This window comes from Halorussus limi, from assembly GCF_023238205.1.
Classification (GTDB): domain Archaea; phylum Halobacteriota; class Halobacteria; order Halobacteriales; family Haladaptataceae; genus Halorussus; species Halorussus limi.
In genome coordinates this window covers 158,520-179,078 of record NZ_CP096659.1, presented here as the reverse complement: position 1 = coordinate 179,078, position 20,559 = coordinate 158,520, and the positions used below count along the sequence as shown (strand labels likewise).

Annotated in this window: 18 protein-coding genes; 15 read left to right on the top strand and 3 right to left on the bottom strand. The window is 67.5% G+C overall.

The features are described 5' to 3' along the window. Positions 1–4: 4 nt before the first annotated feature. Complete coding sequence (locus M0R89_RS00875) at positions 5–2,137, top strand: DHH family phosphoesterase (RefSeq protein ID WP_248650683.1); 2,133 nt, start codon at positions 5–7, stop codon at positions 2,135–2,137. A gap of 36 nt (positions 2,138–2,173) precedes the next feature. On the opposite strand, the gene M0R89_RS23275 is transcribed toward M0R89_RS00875, so the two are convergent. Then, positions 2,174–2,308 carry a hypothetical protein gene (locus tag M0R89_RS23275; protein WP_256478445.1) on the bottom strand — a complete coding sequence of 45 codons (135 nt, stop codon included), beginning with the start codon at positions 2,306–2,308 and terminating at the stop codon, positions 2,174–2,176. After that, positions 2,308–3,630 carry an MFS transporter gene (locus tag M0R89_RS00870; RefSeq protein ID WP_248650682.1) on the bottom strand — a complete coding sequence of 441 codons (1,323 nt, stop codon included), beginning with the start codon at positions 3,628–3,630 and terminating at the stop codon, positions 2,308–2,310. Before M0R89_RS00870 ends, M0R89_RS23275 begins: the two co-directional genes overlap by 1 nt. A 154-nt stretch (positions 3,631–3,784) precedes the next feature. On the opposite strand from M0R89_RS00870, the gene M0R89_RS00865 reads away from it, so the two are divergent. From M0R89_RS00865 to M0R89_RS00840, 6 genes are all read left to right on the top strand, one after another. Next, positions 3,785–4,423: a phosphoesterase gene (locus M0R89_RS00865; protein ID WP_248650681.1), complete on the top strand. Its 639-nt coding sequence runs from the start codon at positions 3,785–3,787 to the stop codon at positions 4,421–4,423. Positions 4,424–4,530: 107 nt separating this feature from the next. Further along, positions 4,531–6,186 (top strand): tRNA uridine(34) 5-carboxymethylaminomethyl modification radical SAM/GNAT enzyme Elp3, encoded by a 1,656-nt coding sequence (locus M0R89_RS00860; protein ID WP_248650680.1) that lies wholly within the window; start codon positions 4,531–4,533, stop codon positions 6,184–6,186. Between the two features lie 90 nt (positions 6,187–6,276). Beyond that, positions 6,277–7,164: an MBL fold metallo-hydrolase gene (locus M0R89_RS00855; protein WP_248650679.1), complete on the top strand. Its 888-nt coding sequence runs from the start codon at positions 6,277–6,279 to the stop codon at positions 7,162–7,164. Between the two features lie 63 nt (positions 7,165–7,227). Continuing rightward, positions 7,228–9,336 (top strand): ribosome rescue protein RqcH, encoded by a 2,109-nt coding sequence (gene rqcH / locus M0R89_RS00850; protein ID WP_248650678.1) that lies wholly within the window; start codon positions 7,228–7,230, stop codon positions 9,334–9,336. Between the two features lie 118 nt (positions 9,337–9,454). Next, positions 9,455–10,210 (top strand): DUF4013 domain-containing protein, encoded by a 756-nt coding sequence (locus M0R89_RS00845; protein WP_248650677.1) that lies wholly within the window; start codon positions 9,455–9,457, stop codon positions 10,208–10,210. A 75-nt stretch (positions 10,211–10,285) separates the two neighbouring features. After that, positions 10,286–10,975, top strand: coding sequence for a DUF4013 domain-containing protein (locus tag M0R89_RS00840; protein WP_248650676.1), 690 nt, complete (start codon positions 10,286–10,288; stop codon positions 10,973–10,975). A 75-nt stretch (positions 10,976–11,050) separates the two neighbouring features. Here M0R89_RS00840 and M0R89_RS00835 read toward each other — a convergent pair whose 3' ends face one another. Next, a complete protein-coding gene (locus M0R89_RS00835) occupies positions 11,051–11,746 on the bottom strand; it encodes a DUF4013 domain-containing protein (RefSeq protein WP_256478440.1) in 696 nt (231 codons plus the stop codon). A gap of 109 nt (positions 11,747–11,855) precedes the next feature. On the opposite strand from M0R89_RS00835, the gene M0R89_RS00830 reads away from it, so the two are divergent. The 8 genes from M0R89_RS00830 (at position 11,856) to M0R89_RS00795 (ending at position 20,557) form a co-directional block, all read left to right on the top strand. Further along, the gene (locus M0R89_RS00830; RefSeq protein ID WP_248650674.1) at positions 11,856–12,923 is read left to right on the top strand and encodes an mRNA surveillance protein pelota; all 1,068 of its coding nucleotides are present in this window, start codon (positions 11,856–11,858) and stop codon (positions 12,921–12,923) included. A gap of 10 nt (positions 12,924–12,933) precedes the next feature. Then, positions 12,934–13,356 carry a DUF8215 family protein gene (locus M0R89_RS00825; protein WP_248650673.1) on the top strand — a complete coding sequence of 141 codons (423 nt, stop codon included), beginning with the start codon at positions 12,934–12,936 and terminating at the stop codon, positions 13,354–13,356. A gap of 110 nt (positions 13,357–13,466) precedes the next feature. Next, complete coding sequence (locus tag M0R89_RS00820) at positions 13,467–14,480, top strand: amidohydrolase family protein (RefSeq protein ID WP_248650672.1); 1,014 nt, start codon at positions 13,467–13,469, stop codon at positions 14,478–14,480. A gap of 181 nt (positions 14,481–14,661) precedes the next feature. Beyond that, positions 14,662–14,817, top strand: a complete 156-nt coding sequence (locus M0R89_RS00815) for a hypothetical protein (RefSeq protein WP_248650671.1) — start codon at positions 14,662–14,664, stop codon at positions 14,815–14,817. A 101-nt stretch (positions 14,818–14,918) separates the two neighbouring features. Beyond that, the gene (locus M0R89_RS00810; protein ID WP_248650670.1) at positions 14,919–15,665 is read left to right on the top strand and encodes an SDR family NAD(P)-dependent oxidoreductase; all 747 of its coding nucleotides are present in this window, start codon (positions 14,919–14,921) and stop codon (positions 15,663–15,665) included. Between the two features lie 150 nt (positions 15,666–15,815). Further along, positions 15,816–17,150, top strand: a complete 1,335-nt coding sequence (locus tag M0R89_RS00805; protein WP_248650669.1) for a sodium-dependent transporter — start codon at positions 15,816–15,818, stop codon at positions 17,148–17,150. Between the two features lie 400 nt (positions 17,151–17,550). Beyond that, positions 17,551–18,915, top strand: a complete 1,365-nt coding sequence (locus tag M0R89_RS00800) for a sodium-dependent transporter (protein ID WP_248650668.1) — start codon at positions 17,551–17,553, stop codon at positions 18,913–18,915. Between the two features lie 97 nt (positions 18,916–19,012). Continuing rightward, positions 19,013–20,557, top strand: a complete 1,545-nt coding sequence (locus M0R89_RS00795) for an acyl-CoA carboxylase subunit beta (protein ID WP_368408893.1) — start codon at positions 19,013–19,015, stop codon at positions 20,555–20,557. The last annotated feature ends 2 nt before the right edge of the window (positions 20,558–20,559 follow it).

Here is a 20,559-nt window from a genome sequence, read left to right as displayed (position 1 = left end):
TAAGATGGGTTCCTGTATCATCTGCGGGACTCCTGCCGACGGCGCTATCTGCGATAGCCACGAGCAGGACGTCCTCTTCGAATTCGCTGGCGACAACCCGAATCAGTTGACGCCCGGACGGTACTACAGCGGAACTGTCGACGGCTTCGCCGAGTTCGGCGTCTTCGTCAACGTCGGTGACCGAGTGACTGGTCTCCTCCACAAGAGCGAACTCGACCAGCGACTCGACTCGCTGGACTGGGACGAGGGCCAGACCGTCTTCGTCGAAGTCACCGGCGTCCGAGACAACGGCAACGTGGACCTCGGCTGGTCGATTCGCCAGTCCGAGCGCGAGTTCCGGGGCAAGCTAATCGACGACCCCGAACGGGGAGCTATCCTCCCCGAGGACGCCGACGACCGCGACGAGAGCGGCGACCAGCAGGCGACGACCGACGGCGCCGGCACGGTCGACCCCGCCGAGCGAGACGCCGACGAGTCCGACGGCGGAGACGACTCCGCGTCCGCGACCGAATCCGAGTCCGCCGCCGACGACGCTGCCGAGTCTGACGACGCCGCCGAGACCGACGCCGCCACCGCTGACGACTCCGAGGACGCCGACGCGGCGGAGACGGAACCGGAGCGCGCTCGCGTCACAATCGACAGTCTGAGCGACCGCGTGAACGAGGAAGTCCGCATCGAGGGCGAAATCGTCGGCGCGCGCCAGACCAGCGGCCCGACCGTCTTCGAGGTCCGCGACGAGACCGCGACGGTCGACTGCGCCGCGTTCGTGGAGGCGGGCGTCCGCGCCTACCCCGAGGCCGAGACGGGCGACCTCGTCCGACTCGACGGCGTGGTCGAACTCCGGAACAACGAACTGCAGGTCGAGACCGACGAACTGGAGAAGTTGGAGGGCGACGACCGCAAGGCCGTCGAGACCCGACTCGAAGCCGCGCTGACGAGCGAGGCCCGACCCGACGACGTGGACCTGCTGGCCGACCACGAACCGGTCGCCGCAGTCCACGGTCGCATCCGCGACGCCGCCGAGGAGATTCGGCGCGCGGTCATGGAGTCCCGGCCGGTCATCGTCCGGCACAACGCCACCGCCGACGGCTACGTCGCTGGCGCGGCCATCGAGCGCGCCGTCCTCCCGCTGGTGCGCGACGAACACGCCAAGAGCGACGCCGAGTACCACTTCTTCGACCGGCGACCGCTCGAAGACGGCGACTACGACATGGCCGACGCGACCAAGGACGTGACGAACATGCTGGAGAACCGCGAGCGCCACGACGAGAAGCTCCCGCTGTTCGTCCTCGTCGCCGCGGGTAGCACCGACGAGTCGCGCGACGGTCTCGAACTGCTCGACATCTACGACGCGCCGCGGGTCACCGTGGACGCGGGCTACCCCGACGAGGGCGTGGCCGACCTCGCCGACGTGGCGGTCAACCCGAACCTCGAAGGCAACGACGCCGGCGACCTGACGGTCGGCGTCCTCGGCGCGAACGTCGCGGCCCACGTCAACGCCGACGTGCGCGACGACGTGGCCCACCTCCCGGCGGTCAGTTACTGGGCCGACACGCCCGAGGACTACACCGACCTCGCCGCCGACGCGGGCTACGACGCCGACCACACCACGGCGCTCCGCGAGGCCGTCGCGCTCGAAGCGTTCTACCAGTCCTACGAGGACAAGCGCGAACTCATCACCGACCTCCTCTTCGAACACGAGAAGCGCGACCTCGCCGAACACGTCGGCGAGCAGTTCCGCGAGAAACTAGAGACGGAACTCGACACCGTGGAACCGAACCTCTCGGTCCGGGGCGCGAACGGCGTCTCGTTCACGGTGCTGGACACCGAGGCGTTCACCCACCGCTTCGACTTCCCGCCGACCGGCGTCCTGCTGGACGAGATTCACCGCCGGGAACTCGGCGCCGCCGGCGCGCCCGGCGACGAACACGTCACGCTCGGCGTGGACGAGGACGAGATTCACGTCCGGAGCGACGGCCGGGTCAACGCCCGCGACGTCGCCGAGGCCGCCGCCGAGGAGGCCTCGGAGGCCGGCATCTCGGCGAAAGGCACCCGCGACGGAGCCATCGAGTTCCTCGCTGGCGAGCGCGACGCCGCGCTCGACGCCGTGGTCGAGGCCATCAGCCAACGACTCTAACGGTCCGACGACCGAGCGGACACCTATTTCTGCGGACTACGTCGCGCCGAGCAGCACGGCCGTCCAGAAGAGGACGAAGAGGACGCCGAACAGGAGCCAGAACGCCTTCCAGACGAGGTGCATCCCGTCGAACGCGCCGGCGTCGGGCTTCGTGACGTGGTCGTTGCTCACTAGTCGGCGTTCGCGTCGGAGCGGGAAATACTTTCTCGGGCGTCCGAGAACGGCCGTCCTCGGAGCGCCAGCAGTCCGCCGCCGACCAGCAGGACCGCGCCGAGCGCCGCCAGCATCGTCGGGAGCGCGGCGACGGCGAGCGCGCCCGCCGCGAGTTTGAGGGGCGCGACCGCGACCGACCGGAGCATCGAGATGGTGCTGAGGACCGACGCCCGACCGAGCGAGCCGATTTCGTCGTTGATGCGTCCGTCGGCGAGCGGCCGCGACGTGGCCGCCAGCGCGCGCAGGAGGAAGAAGAGCGGGAGCGCGAGCCACGGTTCGACGAGCACCGCGACGAGGCCGCCCGCGGCGAGAACGGGCACCACTCGGAACCACGTCGAGACCCCGACGACCGACTCGACGCGGCCGGTCTGACTCGCGGCCACCGCCGAGACGAGCGTCAGTCCCGCGTAGACGCTCCCGAGTCGCGCGGGGTCGACGGAAAGCACCTCGACGCTGACGGGTTGGACGAACAGGAGCGCCGCGGAGACGACCCCGAGGAACAGCGCGGTGTAGGCCACGAACGACCGGAGACCGGGCCGCGCGAGCGCGGTCCGCGTGACCGCCACCGCCGTCGCGACGGTGAGGTGGTCCGGGTCGCGGCCTTCGCTCTCGGGCATTTCTGTGTTTCCTTCGGACATATTTTCGTTTTCTTCAGAATTCTCTACGTTGTCCCGCCTGCGCTCGGAGGGCATCGCGGCGACCAGCAGGCCGACGCCCGCGACCAGCGCAACGGCGTCGAGCACCCACGGCAGGAGGTGGCTGACGGCGTAGGCCCGACTCCCGACGAGGGCGGCGCCCGCCTGCCCCGCGAGGCCGAGCGCCCGGGCCCGACCCGAGACTCGCGCGAACTCGGCCTCGGCGGACTCGTCGGCCAGCGCCTCGTAGAGCCACGCGTCCGACGCGCCCGACGAGAACGTCGCGCCGACCGCCCGGACGACCACCGCCGCGAGGAACGCCGGAAACGAGTGGGCGAGCGCGTACCCGACCGCGCCGAGCGCACCCAGCGCGTTGGCGACAGCGAGTCCGTTTCGCCTGCCGATGCGGTCGGCGAGATAGCCCGTCGGGAACTCGAAACCGAGGACCGCGACGGTGTAGGTCGCTTCGAGCAGGCCGAACGCCGCCAGCGAGAGTCCCCGCGACTGGTAGAAGACGACGTAGATGGGCACCGTGAACGCCAGCGACCGCGAGAGGACGTAGCAGTAGAAGACCCCGACCGGGCGCGACGGGAGGCGTCGCTCGGCGGCGCGTCGGAGTCGTCGGCCGTCGGGACTGCTCGGCATGTGGTGTGACAATTGTCACACAGGGATTTGAGAGTTGTTCGAGACGTGATACCATCACATCCGAGGCGCGACCCACCGACCGACGCTCGCGGCCGTCCGTACTTTCGTCCCGTCGCCACTGCGGTTTTCCCGCGCGACGGCGTAGGTTCGCGGCATGAGCGCGCTGGATACGGCGATGAGACTCTACCCGTACGTCTTCCACCCGGGCGTGATGGTCGGCGCGGGGGCGCTCGTCCTGATTTACGGCGAGTGGGCGCGGCGGGACGCCGACCGTTCGGCGCTCGTCCGCCGCCTCGCGGCGTTCCTCGGCGCGGGCGTCCTCTCGCTCGCTCCGACGCTGGCGTACGTCCTCGTCACGGGTCAGAGCCTCTATCGGGTGACGAAGGGCAACGCTTGGGAGGTGGACGCGCTGGTCGCGGGCGGTATCTTCGTCACGGCGGGTGTGACGTGGTCGCTCTGGCACCGCTACGACTGGGGGTCGCTGGTGCCGGGGTACGCGGAGGCGCTCGTGGTCGCGACGATTCCCTACGCCGCGCTCTCGCCGTTCTGGAACTTCTCGGGGCACGTCACGATGGCGCTGGTGCCGACGCTCTACCTGACGCTCGTGGACCGGAGGTTCTGGCCGACGCTGGCGATTCCGGTCGTGATGGTGCCGAATCGAGTGTATCTGAACGCTCACGGCTGGGCGCAGTCGGTCGGCGCGTTTCTGGTCGTCGCCGCGCTGGTCGTCGGGGTGTTCTGGCACCAGACCGGCGGGAAGTTGCGCGCAGAACCGGACTCGACCGCTTCGTGACCGTCTCGCAAACCACCGGGAGACGACGCGACGCGATGTGGTACTCCTCGTCAGCGCGTAGTCGTAGACGACACTCTTATCCGGGCGAACCGACCAATTAGCACCTAATGAGTACCGAGACGCCGGACGCCACCGAGACCGAGGCGTTCGAGCGAGTCTGCGAGGAACTCGTCGAGCGCATCCTCGACGGCGACGTCGAGCGCGACGAGTTGGAGAGCGAGAAGCTGTCGGTCTGCTCGGAGTACTCCTCCCCGAAGGTGCCGAAGAACTCCGAACTGTTCGACTACGCGCCCGAGGAGCGCCGCGAGGACCTACGGGAGGTCCTCCAGCGCAAGCCGGTTCGGACCGCCTCGGGCGTCTCGCCGGTCGCCATCATGACCAGTCCCCACCAGTGCCCGCACGGCAAGTGCCTCTACTGTCCCGGCGGACCGGGGTCGGAGTTCTCGTCGTCCCAGAGCTACACCGGCCACGAACCCGCCGCCGCCCGCGGCGTCCAGAACGACTACGACCCCTACGGGCAGGTGACGCTCCGCCTCGAACAGATGCGCGAAATCGGCCACCCCGTGGACAAGGTCGAACTCATCCTGATGGGCGGGACGATGACCGCTCGCTCCCACGACTATCAGGAGTGGTTCGTCAAGCGCGCGCTGGAGGCGATGAACGACTACGACACCTCCAAGGAGCCGGAACCCGCCGAGGGAGTCAGCTTCGCCGAGGATCCCGAGGAGGTCGATTTCCGCTACCTCGAAGACGTCATCGCCGAGAACGAACGGAACGACGTGCGCGCCATCGGCATCACCTTCGAGACCAAGCCCGACTGGTGCGACCCCGAGCAGATAGACCGCATGCTCGACTTGGGCGGCACGAAGGTCGAGGTCGGCGTCCAGACCACCTACGAGCGCATCAACCGCGAGATGCACAGGGGCCACGGCGTGCAGGCGTCCATCGACGCCAACCGGCGCCTCCGGGACTCGGCGTTCAAGGTCGGCTTCCACATGATGCCCGGCCAGCCCGGAATGTCCAAGGAGATGTGTCTGGAGGACTTCCGCAGACTCTTCGAAGACGAGAAGTGGAAGCCCGACTACCTGAAAATCTACCCGACGCTCGTGGTCCGGGGCACCGCGACCTACGACTGGTGGCACCGTGACGAGTACGAACCGCTCCAGAACGAGGAGGCCGCCGAGTTGGTCGCCGAAATCAAGTCGATGATTCCGAAGTACACCCGCCTCCAGCGGGTCCAACGGGACATCCCCGCGGACTTCATCGACGCCGGCGTCTGGAAGTCGAACCTCCGGCAACTCGCCCGCCAGAAGATGGAGGACCACGGCTGGACCTGCGACTGCATCCGGTGTCGCGAGGTCGGAATGAACGACGAGGACCCCGAGAACGTCGAACTCGACGTGATGACTTACGAGGCCGCCGGGGGAACCGAACACTTCATCAGCTACGAGGACCCCGACAAGGACCTCCTGATAGGGTTCTGCCGCCTGCGCGAACCCGGAAACCCGGTCCGGCGCGAACTCCAGAACGCCGCGCTGGTCCGGGAACTCCACGTCTACGGCCCGATGGTCGAAGTCGGCGACCAGAGCCACGACTGGCAGCACAAGGGCTACGGCAAGAAACTCCTGCGGAAGGCCGAGCAAATCGCTGGCGACGCGGGCTACGACAAGGTCAGCGTCATCTCGGGCATCGGCGCCCGGGAGTACTACCGCGAGAAGTTGGGCTACCATCAGGACGGCCCGTACGTGAGCAAGCGACTCTGACTCGCCGCACGGATTCAGTTCCCGACCCGGAGCCGCCGGTCGCTCGCGGCCTGCCGGTGATTTCTTTGCCGACCGCGGAGTATCGCCGCCGTGAACCTCACCCTCTTGGGTTCGGGCGGCGACTCCCAGACCCCGATGCCGACCTGCGACTGTCGCGTCTGCGCCCCCGCCCGCGAGGAGGGCCGACCCCACGCTAGACTCGGCAACTCGACGTACGTCCACGAGGCCGCCGCCGTCGTGGACGCGCCCGAGTCCATCTGGGCCATGCTGAACCGCGAGGACGTGCGCGACGTGGAGTACATCTTCCTCTCGCACCACCACATGGACCACGTCGGGGGACTGCGGGTCGTGCAGGCCATCGGTCGCCCGCAGTACCCCCTCGAAAACTGGGACAACGAGGACCCCGCCACCGTGGTGATGAGCGAGACCACCTACGACCGCATGGCCGAGTCGCTGGACATCGAGGCCCAGTACGACGACCGGGGGTACGCCGAGTTCGAGTTCCTCGCCGACGGCGAGACGATGTCGCTCGGCGACGGCGTCGAGGTGACGGGCGTCGGCGCACCGCTCGACCCCGACGGTCCCGAGGACGCCGCGATGGGGTACCTGTTCCGGGACGACGGCGACCCCGGTGAGTCGGCGTCGAGCGCGCTCGTGTTCCCCGACGAGACGACGTTCCTCGACCTCGACAAGGTGCCCGACGACCTCGACTGCTGGGTCAAGGAGTGTGGCTACTTCCGGGAGACGGGCGACGGCGAACCCATCATGACCGACGAACTCTGGACCGAGGAGACCGACCACCAGACCACCTTCGACCAGACGCTCGAACAGGTCCGGACCGTCGAACCCGACCGGACCGTCCTGACCGAAATCGAGGAGATATACCGGCGGCGGCCCGACGAGTACGCCGAACTGGCCGACGAGTACGCCGACCTCGGCGTCGAGTTCGGTCACGACGGGATGGAACTGGAGGTCTGACCGTCGGCGTCCGGGTCGCCGGGTAGCGATACGCCTTTCCGCGCCGACAGAAAACGAGTACGCATGGACCAGAAGCGGGAACTGTCGAGTATCGACCTCGCGGCCGTCGTGGCCGAACTCGGTAGCTACGAGGGCGCGAAACTCGACAAGGCCTATCTCTACGGCGACGACCTCCTGCGACTCAAGATGCGGGACTTCGACCGCGGTCGGGTCGAACTCATCGTGGAAGTCGGCGAGTCGAAGCGCGCACACGTCTCGGCGCCCGAGAACGTCCCCGACGCGCCGGGGCGACCGCCGAACTTCGCCATGATGCTCCGGAACCGACTGTCGGGCGCGGACTTCGCGGGCGTCGAGCAGTACGGCTTCGACCGCATCCTCCAGTTCCACTTCGAGCGCGGCGACGAGAACACCACCATCGTCGCGGAACTGTTCGGGCAGGGGAACCTCGCGGTGCTGGACGAGAACAACGAAGTCGTCGATTCGCTCGACACGGTCCGTCTCAAGTCCCGGACCGTCGCGCCGGGAAGCCAGTACGAGTTCCCCGACGAGCGGATCAACCCGCTCGAAGTCGACTACGAGACGCTCGTCGCCCACATGGAGGAATCGGACACCGACCTCGTGCGCACGCTCGCGACCCAACTCAACTTCGGCGGCCTCTACGCCGAGGAGGTCTGTACGCGCGCCGGCGTCGAGAAGGGCAAGGACATCGCGGACGCCGACGAGGACGACTACGAGGCCATCTTCGACGCCATCGAGCGCCTCGCCGAACCGGTCCGGTCCGGGCAGTTCGACCCCCGCGTCTACCGCGAGGACGACGTGCTGGTGGACGTGACGCCGATGCCCCTCGAAGAGTACGACGACCTCGAAAGCGAGGCGTTCGACACGTTCAACGACGCGGTCGACCACTACTTCGCCAACCTCGTGCCGGAGGGCCAGACCGAGAGCGAGGCGGCCGCGAGCGACCAGCGCCCCGACTTCGAGGCCGAAATCGAGAAGCAAAAGCGAATCATCGAACAGCAGGAGCAGGCCATCGAGGGATTCGAGCAGGAGGCCGAGGCCGAACGCGAGAAGGCCGAGCGACTCTACGGTCACTACGGTCTCGCCGACGACATCCTCACCACGGTCCGAAACGCGCTGGACGAGGGCACCTCGTGGGAGGAAATCGAGGCCCGGTTCGAGGAGGGCGCCGAGCAGGGCATCGAGGCCGCCGAGGCCGTGCGGGGCGTCGACCCCGAGAACGGCATGGTCACGGTCGAACTCGACGGCGTAGACGTGCCCCTCGACGCCTCGATGGGCGTCGAGAAGAACGCCGACCGCCTCTACACCGAGGCCAAGCGCATCGAGGAGAAGAAGGAGGGCGCGCAGGCCGCCATCGAGGACACCCGCGAGGACTTGGAGGAAGTCAGACAGCGAAAGGAGGAGTGGGAGGCCGACACAGGTGACGACGCCGAGGACGACGGCGACGACGAGTCGGAGGACGTGGACTGGCTCTCGGAACCCTCGATTCCGATTCGCAAACAGGAGCAGTGGTACGAGCGATTCCGGTGGTTCCGGACCAGCGACGGCTTCCTCGTCATCGGGGGCCGCAACGCCGACCAGAACGAGGAACTCGTACAGAAGTATCTGGAGGGCAACGACCTGTTCTTCCACGCGCAGGCCCACGGCGGACCGGTCACGGTCCTCAAGACTTCGGACCCGAGCGAACCCTCCCGCGACGTGGACGTGCCCGAGCAGAGTAAGCGCGAGGCCGCCCAGTTCGCGGTGTCGTACTCCTCGGTCTGGAAGGACAGTCGGTTCGCGGGCGACGCCTACGTGGTGACCCCTGACCAGGTGAGCAAGACGCCGGAGAGCGGCGAGTACTTGGAGAAGGGCGGGTTCGCCATCCGCGGCGACCGCGAGTACTTCCGGGACGTGGCGGTCGGCGTCGCGGTCGGGATTTCGTGCGAACCGCACACCCGCGTCCTCGGCGGCCCGCCCGAGGCGGTCGTTCCGCAGGTCGAGACCCACGTCGAGGTCGAACCCGGCCGCTACGCCCAGAACGACATCGCCAAGCGCATCTACCGAGCGTTCCGCGAGCGGTTCGCCGACACCTCGTTCGTCCGGAAGGTGGCGAGCCCCGACCTGATTCAGGAGTTCCTTCCGCCCGGCGGGAGTCGGATGAAAGACGAGTAGCGGGCAGACCGTCGGATTCTCGCGTTACTGTGGGCCACGCAACGGTTAAGCTGTTAGCGAACCTACCTACTGTAAGCAAGCCGCGTTCTCGTCCGAAGCGCCTGCCTCAGTGATTCCCATGTTCGAAACTGCACTCAGATACCTCACCGAAAGCGACGACGGCACCGAGACGATACTGGTCGGCGGGCTACTCACCCTGTTCTCGTGGCTCCTGATTCCGGCGGTGTTCGTCGCGGGCTACCTCCAGCGCGTCCTCACCCGGACGAACGCCGGGGAGTCCGCGCCGTCGTTCGACGACTGGGGCGACCTGTTCGCGGCGGGCCTGAAGGCTATCGCAGTCACGCTGGCGTACTTCGCGCTCCCGTTCGTCCTGCTGACCGCGGTGGCGGCGAGTCTGTTCGTCTTCTCCGTCGAGACGACCGTCGTCGAGTCCCCGTCCGTCGCCGACCCCGCGACGGTCGCCGAACCCGTCACGAACGTCGGCCCCGACCTCCTCAGCGTTGTCATCGTCTTCGGCGGTCTCGCGCTCGCCGGAATCACGGCGCTCGCGGCGTGGTACGTCCTTCCCGCCGCGCTCGCTCGACTCGCGGTCGAGGACCGCCTCGGCGCGGCGTTCGAGTTCCGGACGCTCTGGCGCGTCGTCACGACGAACTCGTACGCGACCGGGTGGCTGGTCGCGCTGGTCGTCCTCGTGGTCGGAGGAGCGTTGGTCGGGGGTCTCGCCTCGATACCGCTGGTCGGGTGGGTGCTGGCCCCGTTCGCGGGCTTCTACCTGAACGTCGTCGCGTTCGCGTTGTACGGACAGGGGTACCGCGAGGCGACTCCGAACGACCGCCGGGAGACCGTCGGCGGGAACGAACAGGCCACCGCCTGAGTCCCGTCCTCCCTTTCTTCTTCGCTCTCGCGTCCGAGTAGCCAGACCTAACTTCTCGCGTTCGAATCTCCGGGCATGCTCAGCGAGGCGCTCACCTATCCGGTCCGCGGCGAGGGCCGCGAGGAGACCCTGCTCGTCGGCGCGATTCTGGCCGTCGCGGTCGGACTGCTCGCGCGACTCGGCGTGCTGGCGTTCCTCGCGCTCGTCCCGGCCGTCATGCTGGCCGGGTACGCCCAGTCGGTCCTCCGGGCGACCGTCGAGTCGCCCGGCGGCACCGCCGCGGCCGAGGACGCGCCGCCCGCGTTCCGGACCGTTCGGGCGCTGGCGGCCGACGGTCTCCGGGCGCTCGCCGTCGCGGGGGGCTACCTCGTCGTCCCCGCGGCCGCGCTCCTACTCACGGTCGGCGGGGCGAGCGCGGGCGGGCGACCCGACTCGCTCGGAATCACCGTGTTCGTCTTCGGCGCGGGCACGGTCGTCCTCTTCGTCTCGCTCGGGTTCGCCTACCTCCTGCCCGCGGCGCTGGCCGGAGTCGCCCGCACCGGCGACCTCGGCGCGGCGCTCGACCGGGGTCGCCTGCTCGGGAGCGCTCGGAGCGGCGGCTACTTCCTCGGATGGGTCGCAGCGGTCGTCACGGGTGCCATCTTCGTCGTCACCCTCGGGTCGCTGGCGGCGCTCGGGCGACCGGGCGAGGTGGCGGCGCTCGCCGGCGGCTTCTACGCCCTCGTCGTGGTCGCGCGCCTGTTCGGTCGTGGTATCTCGGGGTGAGGAGCAGTCGCGTCTCTCGCAGTTGCGAAAACGCCGAAAAGTAGTCGTTGCACCTGTCAGGAGTTGCCTCGCCGGTCAGGACATCTGGACCTGCTGGCTCGCCCCGGCGGGTTCCGTGTCGACGACGCTACCGAACGCCGTTCCGAACATGTAACTTCCGGCGAGGTAGAGCCAGAAGTAGAAGAACGGCGCGACGAGATAGCCGATGCCGATGGTAACCAGTGCGAACACGCTGAACGCGATGCCGCCGATGAGCGCCACGCCGAACGTCAGGATGACCGCCTTCAGGTACTCGCCGCTCGTGAGGACCGGTTTCAGCGTCTCGAAGTCGAACGCGGCGCCGAGACGTTCTTCGCGGCCCATGTTAGTGAGTGCGGCAGGGAGGGCGTACTGGAGGGCGAACAGCAGCACGACGACGACGAGCAGGCCGAGGACACCGATACCGGCGAGCACCCCGCCGGCGTTGCCGCCCGCTTCCGACCCCGCACCGAGTACGCCCGTCGTGGTGAACAGGAGAATTATCGGAACTAACGCGTACGCGATGCCGACCGCCGACGCTTTGATGCCGTCGACGAGGAGTTCGCCCCAGTCCTCGAACGCTGGCGGTTCGGCTTCCTCGCGGGACGCCGCCGCCATGGCTCGAATCATGTAACCGTACACGATGAACATCGGGAACAGTAAGAACGAAAACAGACCCAATACTCCGCCAATCAGGATGCGTGCGAGGCCGCTCTCTCCGTTCGTCGGATATGCTAACGAATCTTCTAACATAACAAACTGACCGAAAGAACAATTTCACTTAAGGCTTTGCATACCCCGACCGCCGCCGGAGACGGGTTCGACCGCAGGTGACTTATCGCCCGGCGGACGACGTTGGAACATGCGAATCACGAGCAGAGACCCCGCCGAGGGCCGACGCGAGCGCATCACGCTCGTCCCCGAGACCCTCGACGACCTCTGGCATCTCACCTACGTCCTCGAACCCGGCGACTTCGTGGCCGCCGACACGACCCGGCGCATCCAGCGCAACGACGACCAGATGCGCGACACCGGCGGCGAGCGCGAACACCTGCACGTCACGCTCGGCGTCGAGGACACCGAGTTCCACAAGTTCTCGAACCGCCTGCGCATCAGCGGCGTCATCGAGAGCGCCTCCCGGGAGGACCAACTCGGCCAGCACCACACCGTCAACGTCGAGGAGAACAAGGAACTCACCATCGAGAAGGTCTGGAAACCGGACCAACTCGACCGCCTCGAAGAGGCCGAGGAGGCGACCGAGAACACCGACGTGGCCATCGTCACCGTCGAGGAGGGGAAGGCCCACATCCACACGGTCGCCCAGTACGGCACCGACGAGTACGCCGAGTTCACGGGCACGACCGGGAAGGGCGAGTTCGCCCGGGGTCGCGACGAACTGTTCGCGGAACTGACCGGCGCGCTCGAACGCATGGACGTCGACGCCATCATCCTCGCCGGACCGGGGTTCACCAAGCAGGACGCGCTCGACTACATCGAGGAGGAGGCCCCCGACCTGTCCGAGAAGATTACCACGGTGGACACCAGCGCGGTCGGCGACCGGGGCGTCCACGAGGTGCTGAAGCGCGGCGCGGTCGAGGAGGTCCAGAAGGACACCCGCATCGCCCGCGAGGCCGAACTCATCGACGAACTCACCAAGCGCATCGGCGAGGGCGTGAAGGTTGCCTACGGGGCCGAGCAGGTCGAGAAGGCCGCCGACTTCGGAGCCATCGAACACCTCCTGCTCCTGGACGAGCGCCTGCGCGAGGAGCGAGGCGCGGACGGCGAGTGGGACTTCGACGTGAACGAACTCATCACGACGACCGAGCGGAAGGGCGGCGAGGTGACGGTGTTCTCGAGCGAGTTCGCGCCGGGCGACCAACTCGCGGGGTTCGGCGGTATCGCCGCGCTCCTGCGGTACAGACTGGAGTGAGGACGACTCTATGTCGGACATCGAACGCTGGCTGGACCACGCGTTCTTCGCCGGACTCGAAATCTCGATGCTGTCGATTCCGGCGCTCGTACTCCTGCTCGGGGCCTCGCCGCCCGGTCCCGTCGCGCTCGCCGCGCTGACCGCCGTCGGCGCCTCGACCTGCGCGGCCGGGACCTTCCGCGGCCCGTGGGTGGACCTCGGCGAGTGGCCCGCGCCGGGCGACCTCCGCACGATGCCCCTCCGGTCGGCCTACTACAGCGCGACGGTCGGAGTCGCGACCTACGCCGGGGCCGCCGCCCACCTCGCGGTCGGCGCGGGCGTCGCGGGCATCGCGGTGTCGTCGCTGGTCTCGGTCGCCGCGATGGCGGCGCTCCCCCGCGTCGTCGGCCGGTTCCGGACGCTGGCGTACCGGTTCGGGACGCCGGAGGCCTGAGACGCCCGCTCTCCCGCCTCGGCGTCGCTCACCCCGGAGCGTAACTGCATCTATTGGCACCGAATGAACGAACGAGGACGTTAAAGGCCGTCGGCGAGAACCCACCAGACATGATAGTCGAGGGGACCGTCCTCCGCGGACCGGACTTCGAACCCATCGAGGGACGGGTCGTGGTCGAGGACGGCGAAATCGTCTCCGTCGAGCAGGCATCGGTCGATTCCTCCCGAATCGTCCTCCCGGCGTTCGTCAACGCCCACACCCACATCGGCGACTCAATCGCCAAGGAGGCGGGCGGCGGTCTGAGTCTGGACGAACTCGTCGCGCCGCCGGACGGCCTGAAACACCGCCTCCTCCGGGCGGCCTCCCGCGAGGAGAAGGTCGAAGCCATGCGCCGGTCGATTCAGTTCATGCGGACGACCGGCACCGCCTCGTTCCTCGAATTCCGCGAGGGCGGCGTGGAAGGCGTCTACGCGCTCCGCGAGGCCGCGGAGGGAATCGGCGTCGACCCCGTCATCTTGGGCCGCGAGACCGTCGAGGCGATGGAGGCCGCCGACGGGTTCGGCGCGAGCGGAGCGCGCGACGGCGACTTCTCGCGCGAGCGCAACGCGACCGCCAGCGAGGACAAACTGTTCGGCATCCACGCCGGCGAGCGCGACGCCTCGGACATCAACCCCGCGCTCGACTTGGACCCCGACTTTCTGGTCCACATGGTCCACCCCGAACCGCTCCACCTCGACCGACTGGAGGACAGCGCCGTCCCGGTCGCGGTCTGCCCACGCTCGAACCTCGTGACCGGCGTCGGCGTCCCGCCCATCGCGGAACTCGCCGACCGGACCACTGTGGCGCTGGGCACCGACAACGTGATGCTCAACTCGCCGTCGATGTTCCGCGAGATGGAGTTCGCCGCCAAGTTGGCCGACGTGAGCGCCCGGGAAGTCCTCCGGATGGCGACGCTCAACGGTGCGCGAATCGCGGACCTCGACTGCGGCGTCATCGAGGAGGGTCGGGCGGGCAAACTGCTCGTCCTCGACGGCGACACGGACAACCTCGCGGGAGCGCAGGACGTGGTTCGGGCGGTCGTCCGCCGCGCCGGGGTCGGCGACGTGGCCGACGTGATTCTGTAGCTCGGCAATAATTTTGTTTCTCTAAGGAAGATATTAGTCCCTTATCGGTGGCTCTATATTTCTGAGGCCAGCGTTTTCCGCGTTCACGACCGCGAACCCGGCGCACGCTCGGCCGGAGAAACCGCGGAACGCACGCCGCTCCACCGAGAATTTAACTCCTCTCGCCGACCACCGTCGAGCGATGGCCGACCCAGCAGAAGCTATCAGCGTCCTCGTCGTGGTCGAGTTCGTCGTGATGGCCGCGGTACTGCTGGTGCTGGTTCCGTTCGAAGCCGCCGCTCCGGTTCTCCCGCTTCTGCTGTTCTTCGCGGTCGTCCTTCACCTCTACCGTTACTGACCCGTTCATCGCGTGATGACGCCGGGAAAGTCGGACCTCGACCGTCACCGACTGCCTCGCCCCACCTCTTTAACCGCTTCCGCGTAGTCTCTCTGTCCCGCATGAGCGTCAGTTTCGACTTCGGCGACGAGGTGGCACTCGTGACCGGCGCGACCGGTGCGCTCGGGAGCGCGGTCTGCGAGGCGTTCGCCGACGCGGGCGCGACTGTCGCCGCCGCGGACGTGGTGGCGCCCGACGAGGAGGACGCCCGCCTCGACGCCGACCGCGACCGAATCGACTTCTACGAGGGCGACTTCACCGACGAGAGCGAGGTCGAACGCGTCGTCTCGGCGGTCGTAGACGACCACGGCGGCCTCGACTACCTCGTCAACGTCGCGGGCACGTGGCGCGGCGGCACACCCGTCGCGGAGACCGACGCCGACGCGTTCGACTTCCTGTTCGACGTGAACCTGAAGACGATGTTCTTGGCGAGCAAGCACGCTATCCCGCACCTCCGAGGAGAGGGCGACGGGGCGAACGCGGACGAGAGCGACCGGCAGGGTGCCATCGTGAGCGTCAGCGCGCGCGCTTCGCTCGAAGGCGGGGAGGGAGACGGCCCCTACCGGGCGTCGAAGGCGGGCGTTCGCCTGCTGACCGAGACCATCGCCGAGGAGGAGAGCGGCGAGGTGCGGGCCAACGCCGTGATGCCGAGCGTCATCGACACCCCTGCCAACCGCGAGGCGATGCCCGACGCCGACCACGAGTCGTGGGTCGAACCGGCCGAAATCGCGCAGACGATGCTGGTCCTCTGCTCGGACGCGACCGGAGTCACCAGCGGTGCGGCGGTGCCGGTGTACGGCGAGGCGTGAGTATTGCTCGCAGGTGACAATTTCTCAACCCTACGTTCGTCAAATTCCGGCGCGATTCGGGCCACGTGTCAAAAAAGAACGGGCAAAAACCGCCTGCACGCTCTCGAATCGTTCCGTTTATATCGGGCTGTTTGAAAGCTACCCTCACACATGGCAGAACGAGAGACGTGGACGAGTCGCATCGGATTCATCTTCGCCGCCGTCGGGAGCGCCGTCGGACTCGGGAACATCTGGTCGTTCCCGTTCCAGACCGCCGCGAACGGCGGTGCGGCGTTCCTCGTCGTCTACCTGTTGGCCGTCTTCCTCATCGGCTTCCCGACGATGATGGTCGAGTTCGTCATCGGTCGGCGCGGCGAGAGCAACCCCGTGGCCGCGTTCCAGAAACTCGGCTACGGCAACTGGTCGTTCACCGGCGGTCTCGGGGTGTTCTCCTCGCTGGTGACGCTGTCGTTCTACAGCGTCGTCGGCGGGTGGGTCCTCAGCTACATCGTGGGTAGCGTCACGGGCGGGTACTTCGGCGACGCCGGAGCGTACTTCGGGTCCGTCGCCTCCGGTCCCGTCGCTATCGCCGCGCACGTCGTCTTCATGGTGATTACCGTCGGCATCGTCGCCTCGGGCGTCACCGACGGCATCGAGCGCGCCACGAAGTTCATGATTCCCGCGATTCTGGTTCTGCTCGTCGGACTCGCGGCGTGGGCCACCACGCTCAACGGGGCCACCGCGGGCTACGAGTACTACCTCTCGCCGGACTTCAGCGTCATCGCCAGTAACTTCGGCTCCATCGTCCCGCCCGCGATGGGACAGGCGTTCTTCACCCTCTCGCTCGGGTTCAGCGTCATGATAGCCTACTCGTCGTACCTCGGGCGCGACGACAGTCTCCCGGCCGACGGGGGCGCAATCGTCGTCGTCAACACCCTCGTCGCGCTCCTCGCGGGCTTCGTCGTCTTCCCCATCCTGTTCGCCACCGGCGGCGCGAGCGGGGCGGGCGGCGGTGCCGGGACCGCGTTCGTCGCGCTGGCGGGCGCGTTCGCCAACCTCCCCGCCGGCGGCATCATCGGCTTCATCTTCTTCACTGTCCTGCTGTTCGCGGCCCTCTCCAGTTCCATCAGTCTGCTGGAGGTGCCGGTGTCCTACGTCACCGAGAACTACGGCTACGGCCGCGCGCCGACCACCGTGGCGATGGGACTCGGCATCGCGCTCGTCGGCGTGCCCGCGACGTTCGGCACGTCGTGGCTCGGCTTCTACAACGACGTGGTGTTCAACCTCCTGCTCCCCGTCTCGGTGTTCCTGCTGGCCATCTTCGTCGGCTGGGTCGCCGACCGCGAGGCCATCGACGAACTCGGTCGGGGGTCGTCCATCGGGTCGTCGTTCACGACGGCGTGGCTCTGGTGGGTCCGACTCGTCGTCCCGGCCGTCGTCCTCATGACGCTCTGGCTCGGTCTCGAAACGCTCTACAACGGCCTCACCAACGGAGGCTACTTCTAAGGCCGACGCCGCTCGACGGACTTCGCGCTTCGCACTCGGACGTTCGAACGACCTCGTTTTTTGCGCTGTAATGCTCGACAGTCCACCGTATCGTCCGTGGGTCTCCCTCGACGTTCGGAAGTCCACACCGCCGCTCGCCGGCCTTCTTAGACGTTCGCTGAGGGTTTCCTCGGTCGTTCGTTCGCCCCGACTCGCAGCGGCGTCACGCGGCGTCCGGTTACGATTCGTAGACTGAAACTCGCTCACCGAACCGATTTCTACGAACCGTCATCCGACCACCTCTTTCCCGCAATACTGTCGGGAAAATATACCTCTAACTCCGATTATAGACCATCACATCCGGAGATTAACGGTTCCAAACTCGAAACCCTCTTACGGGTGGCTTGGCGAGTGTGTCTCAATGACACGCGAATCGTGGCACACTCGCCTCGGCTTCATCCTCGCGGCGGTGGGAAGCGCCGTCGGACTCGGGAACGTCTGGCGTTTCCCGTGGATGACCGCCGAGAACGGAGGGAGTGCCTTCCTGGTCGTGTATCTCGGCATCGTCCTGCTGGTCGGCGTCCCCGGTTTACTGGCGGAGTTCGTCATCGGGCGGCGCTCCCAGCGGAATCCCGCGGGCGCGCTCTTCCGACTCTCCTCCGGGTCGAAGTCGTGGGGCGCGGTCGGTCTGTTCGGCGTCGTGACGGCAATCGTCCTGCTGTCGTTCTACAGCGTCGTCGGCGGGTGGATTCTGAGATACTTCCTCGCCAGTTTCTCGGGGGCGTACTTCGGGTCGCCGGGCGCGTACTTCGAGTCCATCAACTTCGGGCTTCAGGCGGTCGGGTTCCACGTCGGGTTCCTCGCGCTGACAGCGCTGGTCGTGGTCGGCGGCGTCCGCGACGGCATCGAGAAGGCGACCAAGGTGATGATGCCCGCCATCGTCGTCCTGCTGGTCGCGCTGGCGGGATGGGCGGTCACGCGGCAGGGCGCGGGCGCGGGCCTGTCGTTCTACCTCGACTTCGACGCGGCCTACCTCCGCGCGAACTTCTTCGACGTGCTGGGCGCGGCGGCCGGACAGGCGCTGTTCACCCTCTCGCTCGGCGTCGGCACGATGATAACCTACGCCTCGTATCTGGGCGACGACAACAACCTCGCGTACGACGGGAGCGCCATCGCGGTCCTCAACACCGGCGTCGGCGTCCTCGCCGGGTTCGTCGTCTTCCCGCTGCTGTTCGCCACGTTCGGCGAGTTGACGGGACCGGCCGCCTCCGGCGGCGGTCCCGGCGCGCTGTTCGTGAGTCTGGCGGGCGCGTTCTCGCAGGTCCCGCTCGGACAGCCGTTGGCGATTCTGTTCTTCGGCGTCATCGTCCTCGCGGCGCTCTCCTCGTCCATCAGCATGCTCGAAATCCCGGTCGCCTACCTCGTGGACGAACACGGCGTCTCCCGGCGGACCGCGACCCTCTCGCTCGCGGGCCTCGTCCTGATAACCGGAAGCGCGAACGCGCTCAACCCCGCGCTGTTCGGCTTCGTCGCCGGGACGCTGGTGGACCTGATGCTGACCGCGGGACTCGCCGGCTTCCTCGTGTTCGTCGGGTGGGTCCTCGGCGCGGACGCCCTCTCGGAGTACTCGACGGGCGCGGGGTCGCGCGTCCGGTCGCTCGGCCCGGCGTGGCTCTGGTCGGTCCGGACGGTTCTGCCGCTCTTCCTCGTGGCCACGCTCGCGGTGAACTTGCTGGCGCTCGCGGGGGTCTCGCTCGACGGACTCGCCGCCGCGGTTCTGGGCTGAGAGCGTCGGCACCTCCTTCACTTTAGGAACGTTTTTCCGCTCCGTGGTCCTCAAATCGCCCAATGAGTAGCCATCGGAGGGTTCGACGAGCATGACGATGGAAGACAAGATAGCGGAACTGCGCGAACTGCGCGAAGAGGCCCTGAAGGGCGGCGGCGAGGACCGCATCGAGGCCCAGCACGACAGGGGCAAGATGACCGCGCGCGAGCGCATCGACTACTTCCTCGACGACGGCACGTTCAACGAGTTCGACCAGCTTCGAACGCACCGGAGTCACAACTTCGGCATGGAGGAAAAGCAGGTCAAGGGCGACGGCGTCGTGACCGGCTACGGCGAGGTCAACGGCCGGAAGACGTTCGTCTTCGCCCACGACTTCACCGTCTTCGGCGGGTCGCTCGGTGAGGTGTTCGCCGAGAAGGTCTGCAAGGTGATGGACAAGGCGATGGAGGTCGGCGCGCCGGTCATCGGTCTCAACGACTCGGCTGGGGCCCGGATTCAGGAGGGCGTCTCGTCGCTCGCGGGCTACGCCGAAATCTTCCGGCGCAACACCGAAGCGTCGGGCGTCATCCCCCAGATTTCGGCCATCATGGGTCCCTGCGCGGGCGGCGCGGTCTACTCGCCCGCCATCACCGACTTCATCTTCATGGTGGAGGACACCAGCCACATGTTCATCACCGGCCCGGACGTCATCGAGACGGTCACGGGCGAGGAGGTCACGTTCGAGGAGTTGGGCGGCGCGAAGACCCACGAATCGACCTCGGGCGTGTCGCACTTCTCCGAGAAGAGCGAGGAGGAGGCGCTCGACGACATCCGCCGCCTGCTCTCGTACGTCCCGCAGAACAACGTCGAGGACCCGCCCCGGGTCGAACCGTGGGACGACCCCGAGCGCCGCGACGAGGAACTCACGAACGTCGTGCCCGACCAACCGAAGAAGCCCTACGACATGACGCGGGTCATCGACGGCGTCGCGGACGAGGACTCGTTCTTCGAGGTCCAGGAGGGCTACGCCAAGAACATCGTCATCGGGTTCGCCCGACTCGACGGCCGTTCGGTCGGCATCGTCGCCAACCAGCCCCGGGTGAACGCCGGGACGCTCGACATCGAGGCGAGCGAGAAAGGGGCCAGATTCGTCCGGTTCTGCGACTCGTTCAACATCCCCATCCTGACGTTCGTGGACGTGCCCGGGTTCATGCCCGGCACCGACCAGGAACACGGCGGCATCATCCGCCACGGCGCGAAACTGCTCTACGCCTACTCCGAGGCGACGGTGCCGCTGATGACCGTCATCACCCGGAAGGCCTACGGCGGGGCCTACGACGTGATGGCGTCCAAGCACATCGGCGCGGACGTGAACTACGCGTGGCCGACCGCCGAAATCGCGGTGATGGGACCGAAGGGCGCGGTCAACATCCTCTACGACGACGAACTCGACGAGGCCGAGGACACCGAGGCCCGCCGCGACGAACTCATCGACGAGTACCGCGACCAGTTCGCCAACCCCTACACCGCCGCGGACCGCGGTTTCGTGGACGACGTGTTGGAACCGCCGGAGACCCGCCCGCGCCTGATTCAGGACCTCGAGATGCTGTCGAGCAAGCGCGACGAGCAACCCGACAAGAAACACGGCAACATCCCGCTCTGACC